Origin of the sequence: Pantoea sp. WMus005, assembly GCF_013415305.1 — a bacterium.
Taxonomy (GTDB): Bacteria; Pseudomonadota; Gammaproteobacteria; order Enterobacterales; family Enterobacteriaceae; genus Pantoea; species Pantoea rara.
In genome coordinates this window covers 89,626-105,523 of sequence record NZ_JACBXU010000005.1, presented here as the reverse complement: position 1 = coordinate 105,523, position 15,898 = coordinate 89,626, and the positions used below count along the sequence as shown (strand labels likewise).

General features: G+C 54.3%; 13 protein-coding genes. 9 read left to right on the top strand and 4 right to left on the bottom strand.

The features are described from left to right. The first annotated feature begins 204 nt into the window (after positions 1 to 204). Positions 205 to 1,020, top strand: coding sequence for a TIM barrel protein (locus HZZ01_RS17400; RefSeq protein ID WP_179898777.1), 816 nt, complete (start codon positions 205 to 207; stop codon positions 1,018 to 1,020). Positions 1,021 to 1,095: 75 nt separating this feature from the next. Here the strand turns inward: HZZ01_RS17400 and HZZ01_RS17395 are convergent, their stop codons facing one another. Continuing rightward, on the bottom strand, positions 1,096 to 2,319 hold the full coding sequence (locus HZZ01_RS17395; RefSeq protein ID WP_179898776.1) for an MFS transporter: 1,224 nt from the start codon (positions 2,317 to 2,319) through the stop codon (positions 1,096 to 1,098). Positions 2,320 to 2,597: 278 nt separating this feature from the next. Between HZZ01_RS17395 and HZZ01_RS17390 the strand changes: the two genes are divergently transcribed. Beyond that, positions 2,598 to 3,653, top strand: a complete 1,056-nt coding sequence (locus HZZ01_RS17390) for an AI-2E family transporter (protein WP_179898775.1) — start codon at positions 2,598 to 2,600, stop codon at positions 3,651 to 3,653. Here the strand turns inward: HZZ01_RS17390 and HZZ01_RS17385 are convergent. Beyond that, the gene (locus HZZ01_RS17385) at positions 3,642 to 4,319 is read right to left on the bottom strand and encodes a FadR/GntR family transcriptional regulator (protein ID WP_179898774.1); all 678 of its coding nucleotides are present in this window, start codon (positions 4,317 to 4,319) and stop codon (positions 3,642 to 3,644) included. The two genes, HZZ01_RS17390 and HZZ01_RS17385, sit on opposite strands and share 12 nt — an antisense overlap. 148 nt (positions 4,320 to 4,467) lie before the next feature. Between HZZ01_RS17385 and uxuA the strand changes: the two genes are divergently transcribed. From uxuA to HZZ01_RS17360, 5 genes are all read left to right on the top strand, one after another. After that, positions 4,468 to 5,652 (top strand): mannonate dehydratase, encoded by a 1,185-nt coding sequence (uxuA, locus tag HZZ01_RS17380; protein WP_179898773.1) that lies wholly within the window; start codon positions 4,468 to 4,470, stop codon positions 5,650 to 5,652. Positions 5,653 to 5,937: 285 nt separating this feature from the next. Continuing rightward, complete coding sequence (locus HZZ01_RS17375; RefSeq protein WP_179898772.1) at positions 5,938 to 7,551, top strand: EAL domain-containing protein; 1,614 nt, start codon at positions 5,938 to 5,940, stop codon at positions 7,549 to 7,551. A 450-nt stretch (positions 7,552 to 8,001) separates the two neighbouring features. Next, the gene (gene proP, locus HZZ01_RS17370) at positions 8,002 to 9,507 is read left to right on the top strand and encodes a glycine betaine/L-proline transporter ProP (protein WP_179898771.1); all 1,506 of its coding nucleotides are present in this window, start codon (positions 8,002 to 8,004) and stop codon (positions 9,505 to 9,507) included. A gap of 127 nt (positions 9,508 to 9,634) precedes the next feature. Then, entirely contained in the window at positions 9,635 to 10,612 is a 978-nt protein-coding gene (gene hemB, locus HZZ01_RS17365; protein WP_179898770.1) for a porphobilinogen synthase, read from the top strand. A gap of 102 nt (positions 10,613 to 10,714) precedes the next feature. Next, positions 10,715 to 11,683 (top strand): sensor domain-containing diguanylate cyclase, encoded by a 969-nt coding sequence (locus HZZ01_RS17360; RefSeq protein ID WP_179898769.1) that lies wholly within the window; start codon positions 10,715 to 10,717, stop codon positions 11,681 to 11,683. Positions 11,684 to 11,709: 26 nt separating this feature from the next. Here the strand turns inward: HZZ01_RS17360 and HZZ01_RS17355 are convergent, their stop codons facing one another. Continuing rightward, positions 11,710 to 12,732, bottom strand: coding sequence for an alpha/beta fold hydrolase (locus HZZ01_RS17355; protein ID WP_179898768.1), 1,023 nt, complete (start codon positions 12,730 to 12,732; stop codon positions 11,710 to 11,712). 343 nt (positions 12,733 to 13,075) lie between these two features. On the opposite strand from HZZ01_RS17355, the gene HZZ01_RS17350 reads away from it, so the two are divergent. After that, positions 13,076 to 13,594, top strand: a complete 519-nt coding sequence (locus HZZ01_RS17350) for a helix-turn-helix domain-containing protein (RefSeq protein ID WP_179898767.1) — start codon at positions 13,076 to 13,078, stop codon at positions 13,592 to 13,594. Here HZZ01_RS17350 and HZZ01_RS17345 read toward each other — a convergent pair. Next, a complete protein-coding gene (locus HZZ01_RS17345; protein WP_179898766.1) occupies positions 13,576 to 14,235 on the bottom strand; it encodes an epoxyqueuosine reductase QueH in 660 nt (219 codons plus the stop codon). The two genes, HZZ01_RS17350 and HZZ01_RS17345, sit on opposite strands and share 19 nt — an antisense overlap. 272 nt (positions 14,236 to 14,507) lie before the next feature. On the opposite strand from HZZ01_RS17345, the gene HZZ01_RS17340 reads away from it, so the two are divergent. Next, on the top strand, positions 14,508 to 15,896 hold the full coding sequence (locus tag HZZ01_RS17340) for a sugar porter family MFS transporter (protein ID WP_179898765.1): 1,389 nt from the start codon (positions 14,508 to 14,510) through the stop codon (positions 15,894 to 15,896). Positions 15,897 to 15,898: the final 2 nt, after the last annotated feature.

The window sequence follows — 15,898 nt, the reverse complement described above, 5'->3', positions numbered from 1 at the left end:
AGCGGCCAGACTAAGCTCAGCAGGGAAATGATTGTCACATGAATCGGTGGTATTACTGCGAAGTCGATCCAGTGTTTATGGATAGAGATGAAACGAAATATGAAATTAATGCGAGGCTGATCTAATAATTTACATTTCATAATTCACTATTAATGAAATAAATGTTTTCTTTAGCCGCAACATCTCCTGTCCCGGAGTCAGCACATGGCTATTGATCCCACTCGTTTTTGTATTAACCGCAAAATTGCGCCCCGGCTCTCGCTGGAAGCCTTCTTTCAGCTGGTTCAGCGTCTGGGCCTGAGCAAGGTTGAACTGCGTAATGATATGCCGGGCGGCAGCGTTACTGACGATCTCAGCACCGATCAGCTGCGCGCCCTGATCGACAGGTATCACATTGATATCATAAGCATTAATGCGCTCTATCCGTTTAACCGTATTGATGACGCGCTGCTGAGCCGGGCCGAGGCGCTGTTACAGACGGCACAACAGATTGGTGCGAAAGCGCTGGTGATGTGTCCGCTGAATGAGGGGATTACCGTATCGCCTCAGCAGACACAGGCGGCAATGCAGGAGCTGGCGCCGCGCTTTGCCCACTATGGCATTCTGGGGCTGGTGGAGCCTCTGGGGTTTCCGGTCAGCTCACTGCGTTCGACCGTGCAGGCGCAGGCATTGATCGCTGCGGCAGGCGTGCCCTTTAAGCTGCTGCTGGATACCTTTCATCATCATCTCTATGAGAATGCTGAACAGGAATTCCCGGTGAGCATTGATATTGACCAGATTGGACTGGTGCACCTGTCAGGCGTTGAAGATCAACGTCCGACCGCCGAGCTGACCGACGAAGAACGCATCATGCTGAGTGATAACGATGTGCTGAAGAGCGTGGTACAGGTTAAACGGCTGGAGATGCTCGGCTACAGGGGCGTCTATTCCTTTGAGCCTTTCTCCGGCCAGCTCCACAGCTGGACCCCAGCGGAGACTGAACGCCAGATCCGCCACAGTATTGAACTGCTGCAGGCATAAAGCCTGTTGCATCCCACATTTATCCGTTTATCTGTGTCTGAAAAGACGTTATGGCCCGCTACTGGGCCATTTTTTTTATTCTGAAGAACCGTCTGCTGCTGGCAGCGATCCCTGACGCCGCAACAGGCGCAGCGTACAGAAAAACGCAACACAGACCAGCAGCGCCGTGAGCAGATAGACGCGTGAGACATCCGCATAATTCATGATGAATCCGGCCAGTGGCCCGGTAATCCCCAGCGACAGATCCATAAAGGCGGTATAGGTTGCCAGGGCACTGCCCTGATTCTGCTGCGGCACCACTTTTACGGCCACCACGCCCAGCGCCGGGAACACCAGAGAAAATCCGGCCCCGGTCAGAAAGGCACCCGCGTTTGCCATCCAGGGATTACCCGCAGCGGCGACCAGAAACAGTCCGGCAGCCTCAACCGCCAGACAAACGCTGGCGACCCGCAGACCGCCGTAGCGGTTAATCGCATTGGGAAACAGCAGGCGTGCGCCAACAAAAGCCATGCTGAACAGGGAAAGCGCAAAAGCGGCTCCTTCCCAGCCCTTATCCTGATAGAACAGGGTAATAAAGGTGGCGATAACGCCAAAACCCGCCGATCCCATCGCCAGAATCGCACCAAAACCGGCAATTTTTCCCAGCACAGCCCGAAACGGCAGCGGTCTGGCCCGGCTGGCTTTTACGGCCGGACGCGGCACAGCGCAGACGATGCCCACCACACAGATAGCCACAATCACCAGCGACAGCCACAGCAGGCCACCTGCCTGAAAGATCACCACGCCGAGCGGTGCCCCGATTGCCATCGCGCCATAGGTGACGATACCGTTCCAGGAGATGACCCGGCCAATGTGCAGCGAACCAACCCGCGCCACCCCCCACAATGAGGTGCCGGTGCCGGTAAAACTCTGGCCCACGCCCAGAATCATCCGGCCGATGCAGAGCAGCGTCAGGCTCCATATCGGTGATGCGATCAGGGCGGCCAGCAGAATACACAATCCGCTGATCAGACAACCCACCAGTCCCGTCACCACCACTTTCTTTGGTCCCCAGCTATCCGCATAGCGTCCGGCGTGTGGCCGGCTCAGCAGCGTCGCCACATATTGCAGGCTGATTACCAGTCCCGCCCAGAACGCGCTGAAGCCCAGTTGGTCATGCACCCAGCCTGGCAACACTGCCAGCGGCAGACCAATGGTGAGATAGCTGGCAAAGTTGTACGCCACTATAGAGAGGATCAGCAGAGAGATATTCAGGTTTCCGGATGGGACGTTCTGTTCCACTGCAGGCTGTTCAGGCATGCGTCCTCGCGCTCGTATTTGGCTGAATGATAAGGTTAATCCTTTAACTATACCCGCTTTCGCCACCCGCGCATCACAATGGCGCGGTTATCAGGCAGATGAAAACGGCGGGAAAAGCGGGAAAAAAGAAGGTCGCTGCGCTGCCGCTATAGCTGAGTAATGTGGCGCTGATTACCCCACCCATTTGCCGCCGCGCTTTACCGTTTCTCTGATAAATCAGATTGTTAATTTTCTTTCAGCTACACTTTCAGCAGCCAAATTACATTACGAGAGAGAGAATGAGCGAGCTGCAACGGGAAAAGATCGGACAAAATATTCTGATAAAACTGGCGATGCTGGTCATCATCCTCGCCGGGGTTCGGGCAGCGTCCGATATTCTGGTCCCGCTTCTGCTGGCGGCGTTCTTTGCGATTGTGCTGAATCCCCTGGTGACGATGCTGATGCGTCGTGGCTTCCGCCGCGGACTGGCGATTGGTCTGGTCATTACCGTGATCTTCTGCGGTATCCTGCTGCTGGGTGCGATTATTGCCAGCTCCATGAGCGAGTTTTCTGATCTCTACCCGCAACTGCGCGCCACGATGGAGCAGAAAATGACATTGCTGCAACATCTGGCGGCGGGCTTTCATCTCAATATTTCAACGAATGCGCTGGTACAGCGTTTCGACCCGAATACCATGATGAACCTGGCAAGCGTGGCGCTGAGCGGCTTTTCCGGCGCAATGACCAATACCGTACTGCTGGTGCTGACCGTCGTCTTTATGCTGTTTGAGGTCCATCACCTGCCTTACAAAATGCGTAACGCGCTGGTGAACCCCAAAATTCGTATCGCCGGGCTGCATAAAGCGCTGAAAGGCGTGACGCACTATCTGGCGCTGAAAACCCTGGTGAGTCTGATCACCGGCATCGCCGTCTGGCTGAGTCTCTATCTGCTGGATGTGAAATTTGCGCTTTTGTGGGCTGTTGTGGCGTTTATCCTCAACTTCATTCCCAACATCGGCCCGATTATTGCCGGCATTCCGCCCTTTCTGCAGGCGCTGTTACTGAACAGCCTGTTTGATGCTGCGATGGTGGCGGCACTGTTTACCGCGATTCATATGGTGTTCGGCAATATGCTGGAACCACGTCTGATGGGTCGCGGCCTGGGCTTATCAACGCTGGTGGTATTTCTGTCGCTGATATTCTGGGGCTGGCTGCTCGGTCCGGTCGGTATGCTGCTCTCGGTGCCGCTCACCAGCATTACCAAAATCCTGATGGAGACCACGCCAGGCGGTAGCCGTCTGGCGATTATGCTGGGCACCGGACGACCTAAGCGGGCGCGGGCATTAACCAAGTAGCCGCTGCTGGACGTGCTGCAGATGACTCTCCATCGCCTGGCGGGCTGCGGCTTCATCACCCGCCACAATCGCATCGGCGATCTGCTGATGGTCAGCGTTCATCTCCTGCGCAAAGCTGTTATCGGCATAATGGCGTTCCAGTCGCTGCACATGCGGGCTGTGACGCCGGTTCCATAACTGCTCCAGCAGGTCGCGTAACACATCATTGCCGCTCATCTCGCTGATCAGCAGGTGGAAGCGCTTGTCCTGCTCCAGAAAGGCCGCATCGTTTTCATTGTACTGCTGCAGTTCGGCGGTCAGCGCCAGCAATGCCGCCCGCTGCCCGGCGGTGCCGTTCCGTGCGGCAAATCCTGCCAGCATCCCCTCAAACGCTTCACGCGCCTGAAGCAGATCCTGCAGGCTGCAACTCTCCTGCGGAACGGCGGCCTGCGGCAGCGGCTGCGCGACGTAAACGCCGTTGCCCGTGCGGATATCGACCCAGCCAGTCATTTCCAGCGCAATCAGTGCTTCACGCACTGACGAGCGGCTGACACCCAGTTGTTTCGCCAGCTCGCGCTCCGGTGGCAGCAGGCCACCGGCGACAAAATCACCGCGCGTAATGCCGGCCATAATAACGTTGGCGATTTGACGGTAGAGCCGCTCGGTTTTTATGACGGGTAGCGTCATCAGCCTCTCCTCTCATTGCATTTAAAACCGATCTCTTCGTCGATGCAGTTTGTCATGCTGCGATCCCGATCACGGCCCTGCTTTATCCACTATCCTACTCTTGGTCCAGCGGCCTGACCACTGGGCCACATCACAGTAAGGAGTAAAAATGGAACATACATGGCGATGGTACGGCCCGAATGATCCGGTTTCACTGGATGATGCGTGTCAGGCGGGCGCGACCGGTATCGTGACGGCCCTGCACCATATCCCTAACGGCGAGGTGTGGCCGGTGGAGGAGATCAAAGCGCGTCAGGCTCTGCTGGCGGAAAAAGGTCTGGTCTGGTCGGTGGTGGAGAGCATCCCGGTCCATGAGGCGATCAAAACCCAGCGTGGTGACTTCCTCCGCTATATCGCTAATTATCAGCAGTCGATACGTAATCTGGGCGCCTGCGGCATTGATACTGTCTGCTACAACTTCATGCCGGTGCTGGACTGGACGCGTACCGACCTCGCCTGGACGCTACCGGATGGCGCAAAAGCGCTGCGCTTCGATGCCGACGCCTTCGCTGCTTTCGAACTTTATCTGCTCAAGCGTCCCGGTGCGGAGAAGGATTACAGCGCTACCGGGCAGCAGGCCGCCGCAGCGCGCTTTGCCGCGATGAGTGAAGAAGAGAAAAATACCCTGGTCCGCAATATTATCGCCGGTCTGCCAGGCGCAGAAGAGGGTTACACCCTGGAGCAGTTTCAGGCGCAGCTGGCGCAGTATGACGGCATCGACAAAGCGAAACTGCGCGAGCATATGGCAACCTTCCTGCGTGCCATCGTACCCGTGGCAGAGGAAGTGGGGATTAAACTGGCGGTGCATCCGGATGATCCACCGCGTCCTATTCTCGGCCTGCCGCGCATTATCTCTACGCAGGAAGATATGCAATGGCTGAAAGAAACCGTGGACAGTCTCCACAACGGTTTCTGTTTCTGCACCGGCTCTTATGGCGTGCGTGCCGACAATGCGCTGGTTGAGATGGCGGAAACATATGCTGACCGCATCAACTTCATCCACCTGCGCGCCACTAAGCGTGAGGAGAACCCTGACAGCTTCCACGAAGCAGCTCATCTGGCGGGCGACGTCGATATGGTCGGCGTCATCAGGGTTATTCTGGCGGAAGAGCAGCGCCGTCGTCGGGCGGGCAATCAGCGGGCGATACCGATGCGTCCCGATCATGGCCATCAGATGCTGGACGACCTGCATAAGCGCACCAATCCAGGATATTCCGCCATTGGCCGCCTGAAAGGACTTGCTGAGCTGCGCGGTGTTGAAGTAGCGCTGAAACAGATCTATTTTGCCGATTAGTTAATGTGTCTTACCCTGCGCCCGTCCGCTGACGGGCCAGGATCTTCTTCACCCGCTGCGGCGAACTGCCCTTTTCCCTGGCAGTTCCACTTTCTCGCCTGATTTTTTTGCTGCCCCCCAATGAAAGCAAAACAACCTGTCAATAAATGCCCTGTCTGGTCGATAATTGACCTGGGTCAGTTCTGTTGATCGCAGAAACGCTAATCTGCCCGGCCCGGAGAAATGCTATGCTGCGCGACTAATTAGCTCCCTGCATTGAACAAATAATACTCAGAGGATTCAGCAGTGCCGCTACTGAAACGAAAACGCGACTACGCAAGGCTGGTGATTATTATCTCCGGCGTGCTGCCTCTGATTATTGGCATTTTTTTTACCGCCCTGGATGCGCGCCACACCGTCAGGCAGCAGCAGGTGAGCGCTGCAAATACGCTGTTATCTCAGGCTGAGAGAATGAGCGACAGCGCCTGGGATATGATTACCGAGCTGCGCCAGTTTCAGCACCAGCCCTGCAGCCAGATTCAAAATCAGTTGCAGCGCATCGCCTCACTGAATCCCTATTTCCGCGGCGTCGGTAAAATGGAAGAAAACAGAATTGCCTGTTCTTCAGCCTATGGAGCAGAGCCTGGTTTCCTGAAGGATATGATCCTGCGCGACGCGCCCGTCACCGGAAAAGCCTGGTGGAGCCTGTCGATTGCCAGAACATCTGGCGTTCCCGATCGTCCGGCAGTGATTTTTATGCGCGACCTGCCCGATGGCGAGGGATTCTGGGCAATGATTGATGGCCAGTATCTGATCGATTTTATGCGCGCTATCAACAGCACCCATCACTATCATTTCAGCATGAACTTCAGCGACGGTGCACCGATTGCGTTTGGCAATCCACAAATCGCCGCGTCCAGCTGGTTTGAACCGATGATTTATCAGGCCAGGTCAACCCGCTATCCGCTCTCTGTCACCCTGATTGCCTCGCCTTCTGAACTGATCGCCGCATGGCGTCAGGTGATGTTTATCATCATGCCGATGGCGGCTATCTTCTCGATTCTGTTGATGATGCTGATGGCGAACTGGCTTCAGCGACGTATTTCATGGCGCGATGAGATTCGGCGGGCAATCAACAGCGACCAGTTCAGGGCGCATTATCAGCCGGTCTATGACAACCGGCTGCAACGCTGCAGCGGCGTAGAGGCATTATTGCGCTGGACAACGCCAGACGGTAACGGCGTGCGGCCCGATATTTTCATTGGCGCAGCAGAAGCGGAAGGGATGATTGTGCCGCTGACCCGCCATCTGCTCAATTTAATCGCAGAGGATGTGATGGACTGGGAGGTTAAACCCCATTTCCACCTGGCCATCAACGTGGCAGCAGATCATCTTCAGCATCCTGACTTTGTCGACGACATGCTGCAGTTTGCCGAGCGGATAAAAGACAAGCAGTTCCTGATTACCCTGGAGCTGACCGAACGAAGCCTGATAAAAGATGGCGCTGAGGTCGCTCGCAAGCTGGAGCAGCTTCGCGGTTGTGGAATGAAGGTCGCCATTGATGATTTTGGGACCGGTAACTGTTCGCTCAGCTATTTACAGACCTTCACCCTGGATTATCTGAAGATCGATCGCGGCTTTATCAACGCGATTGAATCCCTGGAAGGCAGAACCCCGGTGCTGGATGTCATTATTCAGCTCAGCAATGAGCTGGAACTGGAAGTGCTTGGGGAGGGCGTCGAGTCCGCCTTACAGTTTAGCTATCTGCAACGGCGCGGCGTGGTCTATATCCAGGGCTATTATTATGCACGCCCAATGGACAACAAGGCGTTCATCGCCTGGCTGGCCGCCGCGGGTGACCAGCCGGTTGAGCAGGAGCAGGAGCACGTTCCTGATGCCCGACCAAAGGGCACTGTCTGAACTCAATCTGAACTGACCAGGTTTCCGGCTGAATAGCTCATCAATCTCCTTTTCCGGCGTTCCATTTTTTACGCATTCGCCCCGCCTGGTGCCCGGCTTTGTATACTGTTTAACCACCTACGGTGTCTGCCTCCCTCCTTAATCCTTGTCATATCCTCTGATTTGCTGAAAAAAACGGCGGTCGTCACGCAGAGTGATAATTTTTTTGTGGAGCTAAACAGCGAAAAATCACCTCTCTGGAGGCCATTTTTAGCTCAAACATGACAGATATCACACAAAAACGGTATACTCTGTCGCTGTTCGCAATAATAACAACCGTAATTATTGTGTCAGCCGTCGCGTAAATAGCGCTTATTTACGGCTATGCTTAAATTTCTCAACGCAGCGATCTGATGACTCACCACGGCTCGCGCCGTTGAGAACTTTTGTGTTCCATTACAGGGTAATTCTATGAAATTGCGTAGGAAGCGTGTAAAACCAATTGGGATCGATGATGTTACTATCATCGATGATACTCGTTTACGTAAAGCTATCACCGCGGCCTCTCTGGGTAACGCGATGGAGTGGTTCGACTTCGGTGTTTATGGCTTCGTCGCCTATGCGCTGGGTAAAGTGTTCTTCCCGGACGTCTCGCCGGGTATTCAGATGATCGCGGCGCTTGCCACCTTCTCTGTTCCATTTCTTATTCGCCCGCTGGGTGGACTGTTCTTCGGGATGCTGGGCGACAAATATGGTCGTCAGAAAATCCTTTCCATCACCATTATCATCATGTCGGTCAGTACCTTCTGTATCGGCCTGATACCCTCCTATGCCTCCATCGGCATCTGGGCACCGATTCTGCTGCTGTTAGCGAAGATGGCGCAGGGCTTCTCGGTGGGCGGTGAATATACCGGTGCTTCAATTTTTGTGGCCGAGTACTCGCCTGACCGCAAACGCGGTTTTATGGGCAGCTGGCTCGACTTTGGTTCGATTGCGGGCTTCGTGCTCGGCGCGGGCCTGGTGGTGCTGATCTCCTCCATTATCGGGGAAGAGAGCTTCCTTGAGTGGGGCTGGCGTCTGCCGTTCTTCGTCGCGCTGCCGCTGGGCATTATCGGTCTTTATCTGCGCCATGCGCTGGAAGAAACCCCGGCATTCCAGCAGCACGTGGACAAACTGGAACAGGGCGACCGCGAAGGCCTGCAGGATGGTCCGCAGGTTTCATTTAAAGAGATTGCGACCAAACACTGGCGTAGCCTGCTCTCCTGTATCGGCCTGGTTATCGCCACTAACGTCACCTACTACATGTTGCTGACGTACATGCCGAGCTACCTGTCGCATAACCTGCACTACAGCGAAGACCACGGCGTGATGATTATTATTGCCATCATGATCGGTATGCTGTTTGTTCAGCCAATGATCGGCATGATGAGTGACCGCTTTGGCCGTCGTCCGTTTGTCATTATCGGCAGTATTGCCCTGATGATTTTCTCGATTCCCGCCTTCATGATGATTAACAGTGGCGTGCTGGGACTGATTTTTGGCGGTCTGCTGCTTCTGGCGGTGATCCTCAACGCCTTTACTGGCGTGATGGCTTCGTCACTGCCTGCCATGTTCCCGACCCATATCCGCTACAGTGCGCTGGCGAGTGCGTTTAACATTTCGGTACTGATTGCGGGCCTGACGCCTACTCTGGCCGCCTGGCTGGTGGAAACGACGAATAACCTCTACATGCCAGCCTACTATCTGATGGTGGTGGCGGTCATTGGTCTGATTACCGGTCTGTACATGAAAGAAACGGCCAATAAGCCGCTGAAAGGCGCGACACCGGCAGCGTCAGATATGGAAGAAGCGCGCGAAATCCTGCAGGAGCATCACGATAATATCGAGCACAAAATCGAAGATATCGACGAAGAGATCTCCCGTCTGGAAGCGAAACGTAAAAACCTGGTGCAGCAGCATCCGGATATTAACGAGTAATTGTTCTGCTCTCCCGCCGCCCGGCGGGAGAGCCCTTTTCCCCCTCTCTTACCGCACACAAACCTTCATACCTCGCGGGCAAAGAGAGTAAACTGTTGTTACTTTTTTCACCTGCGTAAGAATGAAAATGTCTGATTATTCCCTTATCCAGCGCCCAAGAAGATTGCGCGCCAGCGCCTCGATGCGTGAAATGTTTCAGGAGTCTTCCCTGACCCTGAACGATTTAGCTCTGCCTATTTTTGTTGAAGAAGAAGTCGACGATTACAAAGCGATTCAGGCGATGCCTGGCGTAATGCGTATTCCGGAAAAACGTCTCGCCTATGAGATTGAGCGTATCGCCAAAGCAGGTATCCGCTCGGTGATGACCTTTGGGATTTCGCACCATACCGATGCCACCGGCAGCGATGCCTGGAACGAAAACGGTCTGGTGGCGCGCATGTCCCGCATCTGCAAAGATACCGTGCCGGAAATGATCGTGATGTCTGACACCTGCTTCTGTGAATACACCAGCCACGGCCACTGCGGCGTGCTGTGTGATCACGGCGTCGATAACGATGCTACCCTGGAAAACCTGGGCAAGCAGGCGGTGGTAGCCGCAGCAGCTGGTGCAGATTTCATCGCTCCGTCAGCGGCGATGGATGGCCAGGTTGAGGCGATTCGCCGGGCACTGGACGCTGCGGGCTTTACCCAGACCGCCATCATGTCTTACTCCACCAAGTTCGCCTCCTCGTTTTACGGCCCGTTCCGTGAAGCAGCGGGTACCGCACTGAAAGGCGATCGTAAAACCTACCAGATGAACCCGATGAACCGCCGTGAAGCGATCCGCGAATCGCTGCTCGATGCGGCGCAGGGCGCAGATTCACTGATGGTGAAACCGGCAGGCGCTTATCTGGATATCCTGCGCGACATCCGTGAACGCACCGAACTGCCGCTGGCGGCGTATCAGGTGAGTGGTGAATACGCGATGATCAAATTTGCCGCACAGGCTGGTGCCATTGATGAGCGTAATGTGGTGCTGGAGAGTCTCGGTGCGATTAAACGTGCCGGTGCGGACCTCATTTTCAGCTATTTCGCCCTTGATCTCGCCGAACAAAAAGTGCTCTGATCCCCTCCTCATAAAGAGCGTGGTCGTGATATCACGCTCTTCTTCTTCGCTGTAAGGCAAACACCAGAACCTGGCTTCAGCTAGAAAACAAAGGGCTCTGTGATGAAAGCACCTGAAATCCCTGCCGATGAGGCACAACGTTTATCGCAGTTGCGTAAGCTGAACATCATGAACACCCCAGCGGAAGAACGTTTTGATCGTTTAACCCGGCTGGCACGGCGCCTGTATGACGTTCCTATCGCGCTAGTCAGCCTGCTGGAAGCCGATCATCAGTGGTTTAAATCCGCTCAGGGCTATGAACCCACAGGCTCGCCCCGGAACATCTCTTTCTGCGCCCATGCCATCCTGCAGGATGAGATCATGATTGTTGAAGATGCATTAAAAGATGAACGCTTTCATGATAATCCGCTGGTGACAGGCGATCCGCACATTCGCTTTTATGCGGGCTGTCCGCTGCGGGCGCCAGGCGGCGCTAAAATGGGTACGCTCTGTATTATTGGTCGTGAGCCACGTCAATTTAATGAAGAGGACCAGGCCACGATGCGCGACCTGGCCGCCATGGCGGAAGCGGAACTGGTGGCCTTTCAGACCGCCACCTGTGATGAACTGACGCAGATTACCAATCGCCGCGGCTTTATGACGCTGGGTCAGATGGTGCTGAATGAGTGCCGGATGAAAAACCGTCCCGCCAGCCTGACCTTCCTCGATCTCGACAAATTTAAGCAGATTAATGACACGCTGGGCCATCGCGAAGGCGACCGCGCGCTGATGGACTTCTCTGATGCGATGAAAGTGGTGTTCAAGCATTCCGATCTGTTTGCCCGTCTGGGCGGCGATGAGTTTGTTGTGCTGTTTAATGGCCTGCAGCAGCAGCAGAGTGAAACGCTACTCATACAGTTCGACCATTATCTGCAACAGCAGTCGATCAGCCTGAACCGTCGTTACCGCCTGCAATTCTCTTCCGGCGTGGTGGAGTTTGACGCGGAAAACCCGCAGTCGCTGGAGCAGTTGCTGCACGACAGCGATGAGCAGATGTACCTCAGAAAAAAGCAGAAACGCATCGCGGTGTAAGGTCAGGCGCCGCAGCGCCTGACGGTTCAGGGCCGGGCCAGATCGTCGAGCAGCGTCTGATTAAACGTTGCCGGTTCTTCCATTTGCGGCGCATGTCCCATACCGGGAAATTCAATTAAGCGCGCGCCCGGAATGCGTTTTGCCACCTCTTTCCCCAGCACCGCGTAATCACCCAGCCGGGCTTTCACCTCCGCAGAGGCGATATCACTGCCGATGGCCGTGGTGTCTGAGGTGCCGATCATCAGAGTCGTCGGGACGTTCAGATCGCCGAATTCATAAAATACCGGCTGCGTGAAAATCATGTCGTAGATTAAGGCCGAGTTCCATGCCACCTTCTGATGACCCGGCCCACTGTTGAGTCCGGCCAGCATATCGACCCACTGATCATATTCCGGTTTCCAGCGCCCGACATAGTAAGTCTTCTGCTCATACTTCTTAATGCCCTCTGCGCTGAGTTTGAGTTCGCGCTGATACCACTGATCCACCGAGCGCCATGGCGCGCCTTTGGCTTTCCAGTCCTCCAGCCCAATCGGGTTAACCAGCACCAGCTTCTGCGTCTGTTCCGGATACATCAGCGCATAACGCGTTGCCAGCATCCCGCCAGTAGAGTGACCCACAATTACCGCCTTATCTACACCCAGCCGGGCAAGTAGCTGATGGGTGTTCTCCGCCAGCTGCTGAAAGGTGTATTGATAACTGGCGGGCTTGGTCGAGCTGCAGAAGCCAATCTGATCGGGCGCGATAACGCGATATCCCTGCTGGCTCAGTGCGCGAATAGTCTCTTCCCAGGTCGCGCCACAGAAGTTTTTACCGTGCATCAGCACCACGGTTTTGCCATTAGCCCGTTGCGTCGGTTTCACATCCATATAGCCCATACTCAGCGGCTGCTGCTGGGACTGAAAATCAAAATGCTGCAAAGGATAAGGGTATTTAAATCCTTCAAGCTGCTCGCCATAGACAGGCGTGGCGCTAGCGGGGGCATGAGCAAATAAAGCCAGCGAGGTGAGCAAGGCGGCAAGCGGTTTTTTCAGCGCGTATGTCGGGCTCATCCGGGGATTCTCCAGGTTAAAGGTGACTCATAAGCCTGGCATGTCACAGCCAAAAATCTATTGATGGGCTGTGCTATCGCGTTGATTACACGGGCGCTGACAGGGTTAAGCCGGAGACTGACAGCAGAATAATGCTTCGTTTTAATTATTCTCTGGCTGAATGAATTATCCATTCACCTATAATTACAAACAGATTAATCACAATTCATCTTATTTATTAATAACTATCCTTCAAATGAATATCATCAGAGATAACGATTCAAATACTGAAAAAACTTTACGCAAAGAATAAGCACATTAAGATAAATTAATTAGAATTCCTGAATTAAATAGCGGGGTATCTATGAACGAAAATAAATATAACGAGAGTGTGATTATCTCAATCACTGAGTGGATTAATCATAATCTGGATCAGCGCTTAAGTGTTGATGATATTGCAGAAAAGGCCGGCTACTCTAAGTGGTACTTACAGAAGCTCTTTGCCCGTTATCATAATGAAACGCTGGCGCGTTATATTCGTAAGAAAAAGCTCAATGCCTGTATAAACGATTTAAAAAACAGCCGCACGCCCATTATCAGCCTGGCGCTGAAATACCATTTTGAAAGCCAGCAATCTTTTACCCGCTCGTTTAAGCAGATTATGGGCTGTACGCCGAGCGCCTGCCGTAAACGTCTGATGAACGACGAGGCGAAGCAGCAGATGAGTGACACTGATGATCCCTGTGCGCGGTGCAGTTACGTGCGGCCTGGAAGCCTGAAGCAGAGCTGTGGCGTAACAGTCCGATCTGTTACGCCCTTAGTGCGCGGATATGCGCAGGCAGACGCTTCTGCACTTTACGCTAATCAGGATTCATCCGGCTGATAATATTGTACGCCAATCTGAATACGCTCACGTCCCTGGGTGACGCGATGACGATTGGTGTCGCGCAGTGAATAAACGCAGCCACAATATTCCTGTTGATAGAAACTCTCACGTTTACTGATTTCAATCATGCGCGACGATCCGCCGCCTTTACGCCAGTTAAAATCCCAGTACATCAGATCCGGATACGCTGCCGCTGCACGGACACCACAGTCGTTAATCTGCTTCATATCTTTCCAGCGTGAAATACCCAGGCAACTGGTCATGACCGGAAAGCCGTTCTCGTGGGCGTAGAGTGCCGTGCGCTCAAAACGCATATCAAAACACATGGTGCAGCGTTCACCCCGTTCCGGTGACCACTCCAGCCCACGCGCCCGTTCAAACCAGTTATCCCGGTCGTAATCCGCATCAACAAAAGGCACACCAAATTTTTCTGCAAAGCGAATATTCTCCTCTTTGCGCAGCTCATACTCCTTGAGCGGATGAATGTTCGGGTTGTAGAAATAGATAGTGTATTCAATGCCGGATGCCAGCATCGCTTCCATTACTTCACCCGAACAGGGTGCGCAACAGGAGTGCAGCAGCACTTTTTTATGGCCGCCCGGCAAAGGCAGCGGCTGACGCTGGAAAGGTTCAGACATAAGCACCTTCAATCAATGGCAGAAAAGCGGCAGTGTAATGCCGCAGGCGGACAGTTGCAAAATCTGAACCGAATCCTCTGCTTTGCATATTCATGCCTCTGCTGCAGTCTTCGACTCCCGGTGCCACGCGGTTGATCTTCAGTGCTTTATTGTCACGTAAAATCCAGTGCAACCTCAGCCATGGCCGGAAGTGTGATCGGTGCCACACTGGTATCGACTATGTTTACATAACATTAACAATATTGACATGACATCACCGTAAGGAGACCGGCATGGTTGCGGCAAAAAAATCGGGAAATCAACAGAATCGCTTTACCTGGTTCGTCTGTTTTATGGCGGCACTCTCCGGTCTGCTGTTTGGTCTGGATATCGGCGTCATTGCCGGAGCCTTGCCGTTTCTGGCGAAGGATTTGCAGATCACTAACCATCAGCAGGAATGGGTCGTAAGTTCGATGATGTTTGGTGCGGCGCTGGGCGCGCTGGCGGCGGGCTGGATGTCATCAAAGCTGGGGCGCAAGAAAAGCATGCTGGCAGGCGCGACGCTGTTTGTGATTGGCTCGCTGTGGTCAGCCTTTTCACCCGATGTGGAGTCGCTGGTCTGTGCCCGCGTGATGCTGGGTCTGGCGGTAGGGATCGCCTCTTACACCGCGCCTCTCTATCTGGCGGAGATTGCGCCGGAACGCATTCGTGGCTCAATGATTTCGATGTATCAACTGATGCTGACCACCGGCATCGTGGTGGCTTATCTCTCCGACACCGCGTTCAGCTACAGCGGCAACTGGCGCGGGATGCTGGGCGTTATCGCCATTCCGGCAGTGATCCTGTTTATCGGCGTGCTGTTTCTGCCCAACAGCCCGCGCTGGCTGGCGGCGCACGGACGCTTTAACGAGGCGCAGCGGGTGCTGGATCGGCTGCGTAACAGCAGCGAGCAGGCCCGGGAGGAGCTGGAAGAGATTCGTGAGAGCCTGCAGGTGAAGCAACGTGGCTGGTCGCTGTTCCGTTCTAATGGTAATTTCCGCCGCGCGGTGTGGCTCGGCATGCTGCTACAGGTGATGCAGCAGTTTACCGGTATGAATGTGGTGATGTATTACGCACCTAAAATCTTCAACATCGCTGGCTTCTCCAGCACCAGTGAGCAGATGTGGGGCACGGTGATTGTCGGGCTGGTCAACATGCTGGCCACACTGATTGCGATTTTCTTTGTCGATCGCTGGGGTCGTAAGCCGATGCTCACCACCAGTTTTCTGGTGATGGCGGTGGGAATGGGTGTGCTGGGAACGCTGCTGCACATGGGCGTCGAAACCGATTTCCGTAAATACTTTGCTGTCGCCATGCTGCTGATGTTTATCGTCGGTTTCGCGATGGCGGCCGGACCGGTGATCTGGCTGCTCTGTTCAGAGATCCAGCCGCTGAAAGGACGTGACTTCGGCATTACCGCCTCCACCACCACTAACTGGGTCGGTAATATGATTGTGGGTGCGACTTTCCTGACGATGCTGGATCAGCTGGGAAATGCCAACACTTTCTGGTTCTACGGCGCGCTCAATCTGGTGTTTATCGTGCTGACGCTGATGCTGGTACCCGAGACCAAACATGTGACGCTGGAGCACATTGAACGCAACCTGATGAAAGGCAAAGCACTACGTGACATCGGGGCGTAACC

Bases quoted from the DNA above. Each gene is read 5' to 3' on its own strand.
- HZZ01_RS17400 (WP_179898777.1), top strand. From the start codon at position 205: ATGGCTATTGATCCCACTCGTTTTTGTATTAACCGCAAAATTGCGCCC.
- HZZ01_RS17395 (WP_179898776.1), bottom strand. From the start codon at position 2,319: ATGCCTGAACAGCCTGCAGTGGAACAGAACGTCCCATCCGGAAACCTG.
- HZZ01_RS17390 (WP_179898775.1), top strand. From the start codon at position 2,598: ATGAGCGAGCTGCAACGGGAAAAGATCGGACAAAATATTCTGATAAAA.
- HZZ01_RS17385 (WP_179898774.1), bottom strand. From the start codon at position 4,319: ATGACGCTACCCGTCATAAAAACCGAGCGGCTCTACCGTCAAATCGCC.
- uxuA (WP_179898773.1), top strand. From the start codon at position 4,468: ATGGAACATACATGGCGATGGTACGGCCCGAATGATCCGGTTTCACTG.
- proP (WP_179898771.1), top strand. From the start codon at position 8,002: ATGAAATTGCGTAGGAAGCGTGTAAAACCAATTGGGATCGATGATGTT.
- hemB (WP_179898770.1), top strand. From the start codon at position 9,635: ATGTCTGATTATTCCCTTATCCAGCGCCCAAGAAGATTGCGCGCCAGC.
- HZZ01_RS17360 (WP_179898769.1), top strand. From the start codon at position 10,715: ATGAAAGCACCTGAAATCCCTGCCGATGAGGCACAACGTTTATCGCAG.
- HZZ01_RS17355 (WP_179898768.1), bottom strand. From the start codon at position 12,732: ATGAGCCCGACATACGCGCTGAAAAAACCGCTTGCCGCCTTGCTCACC.
- HZZ01_RS17350 (WP_179898767.1), top strand. From the start codon at position 13,076: ATGAACGAAAATAAATATAACGAGAGTGTGATTATCTCAATCACTGAG.
- HZZ01_RS17345 (WP_179898766.1), bottom strand. From the start codon at position 14,235: ATGTCTGAACCTTTCCAGCGTCAGCCGCTGCCTTTGCCGGGCGGCCAT.
- HZZ01_RS17340 (WP_179898765.1), top strand. From the start codon at position 14,508: ATGGTTGCGGCAAAAAAATCGGGAAATCAACAGAATCGCTTTACCTGG.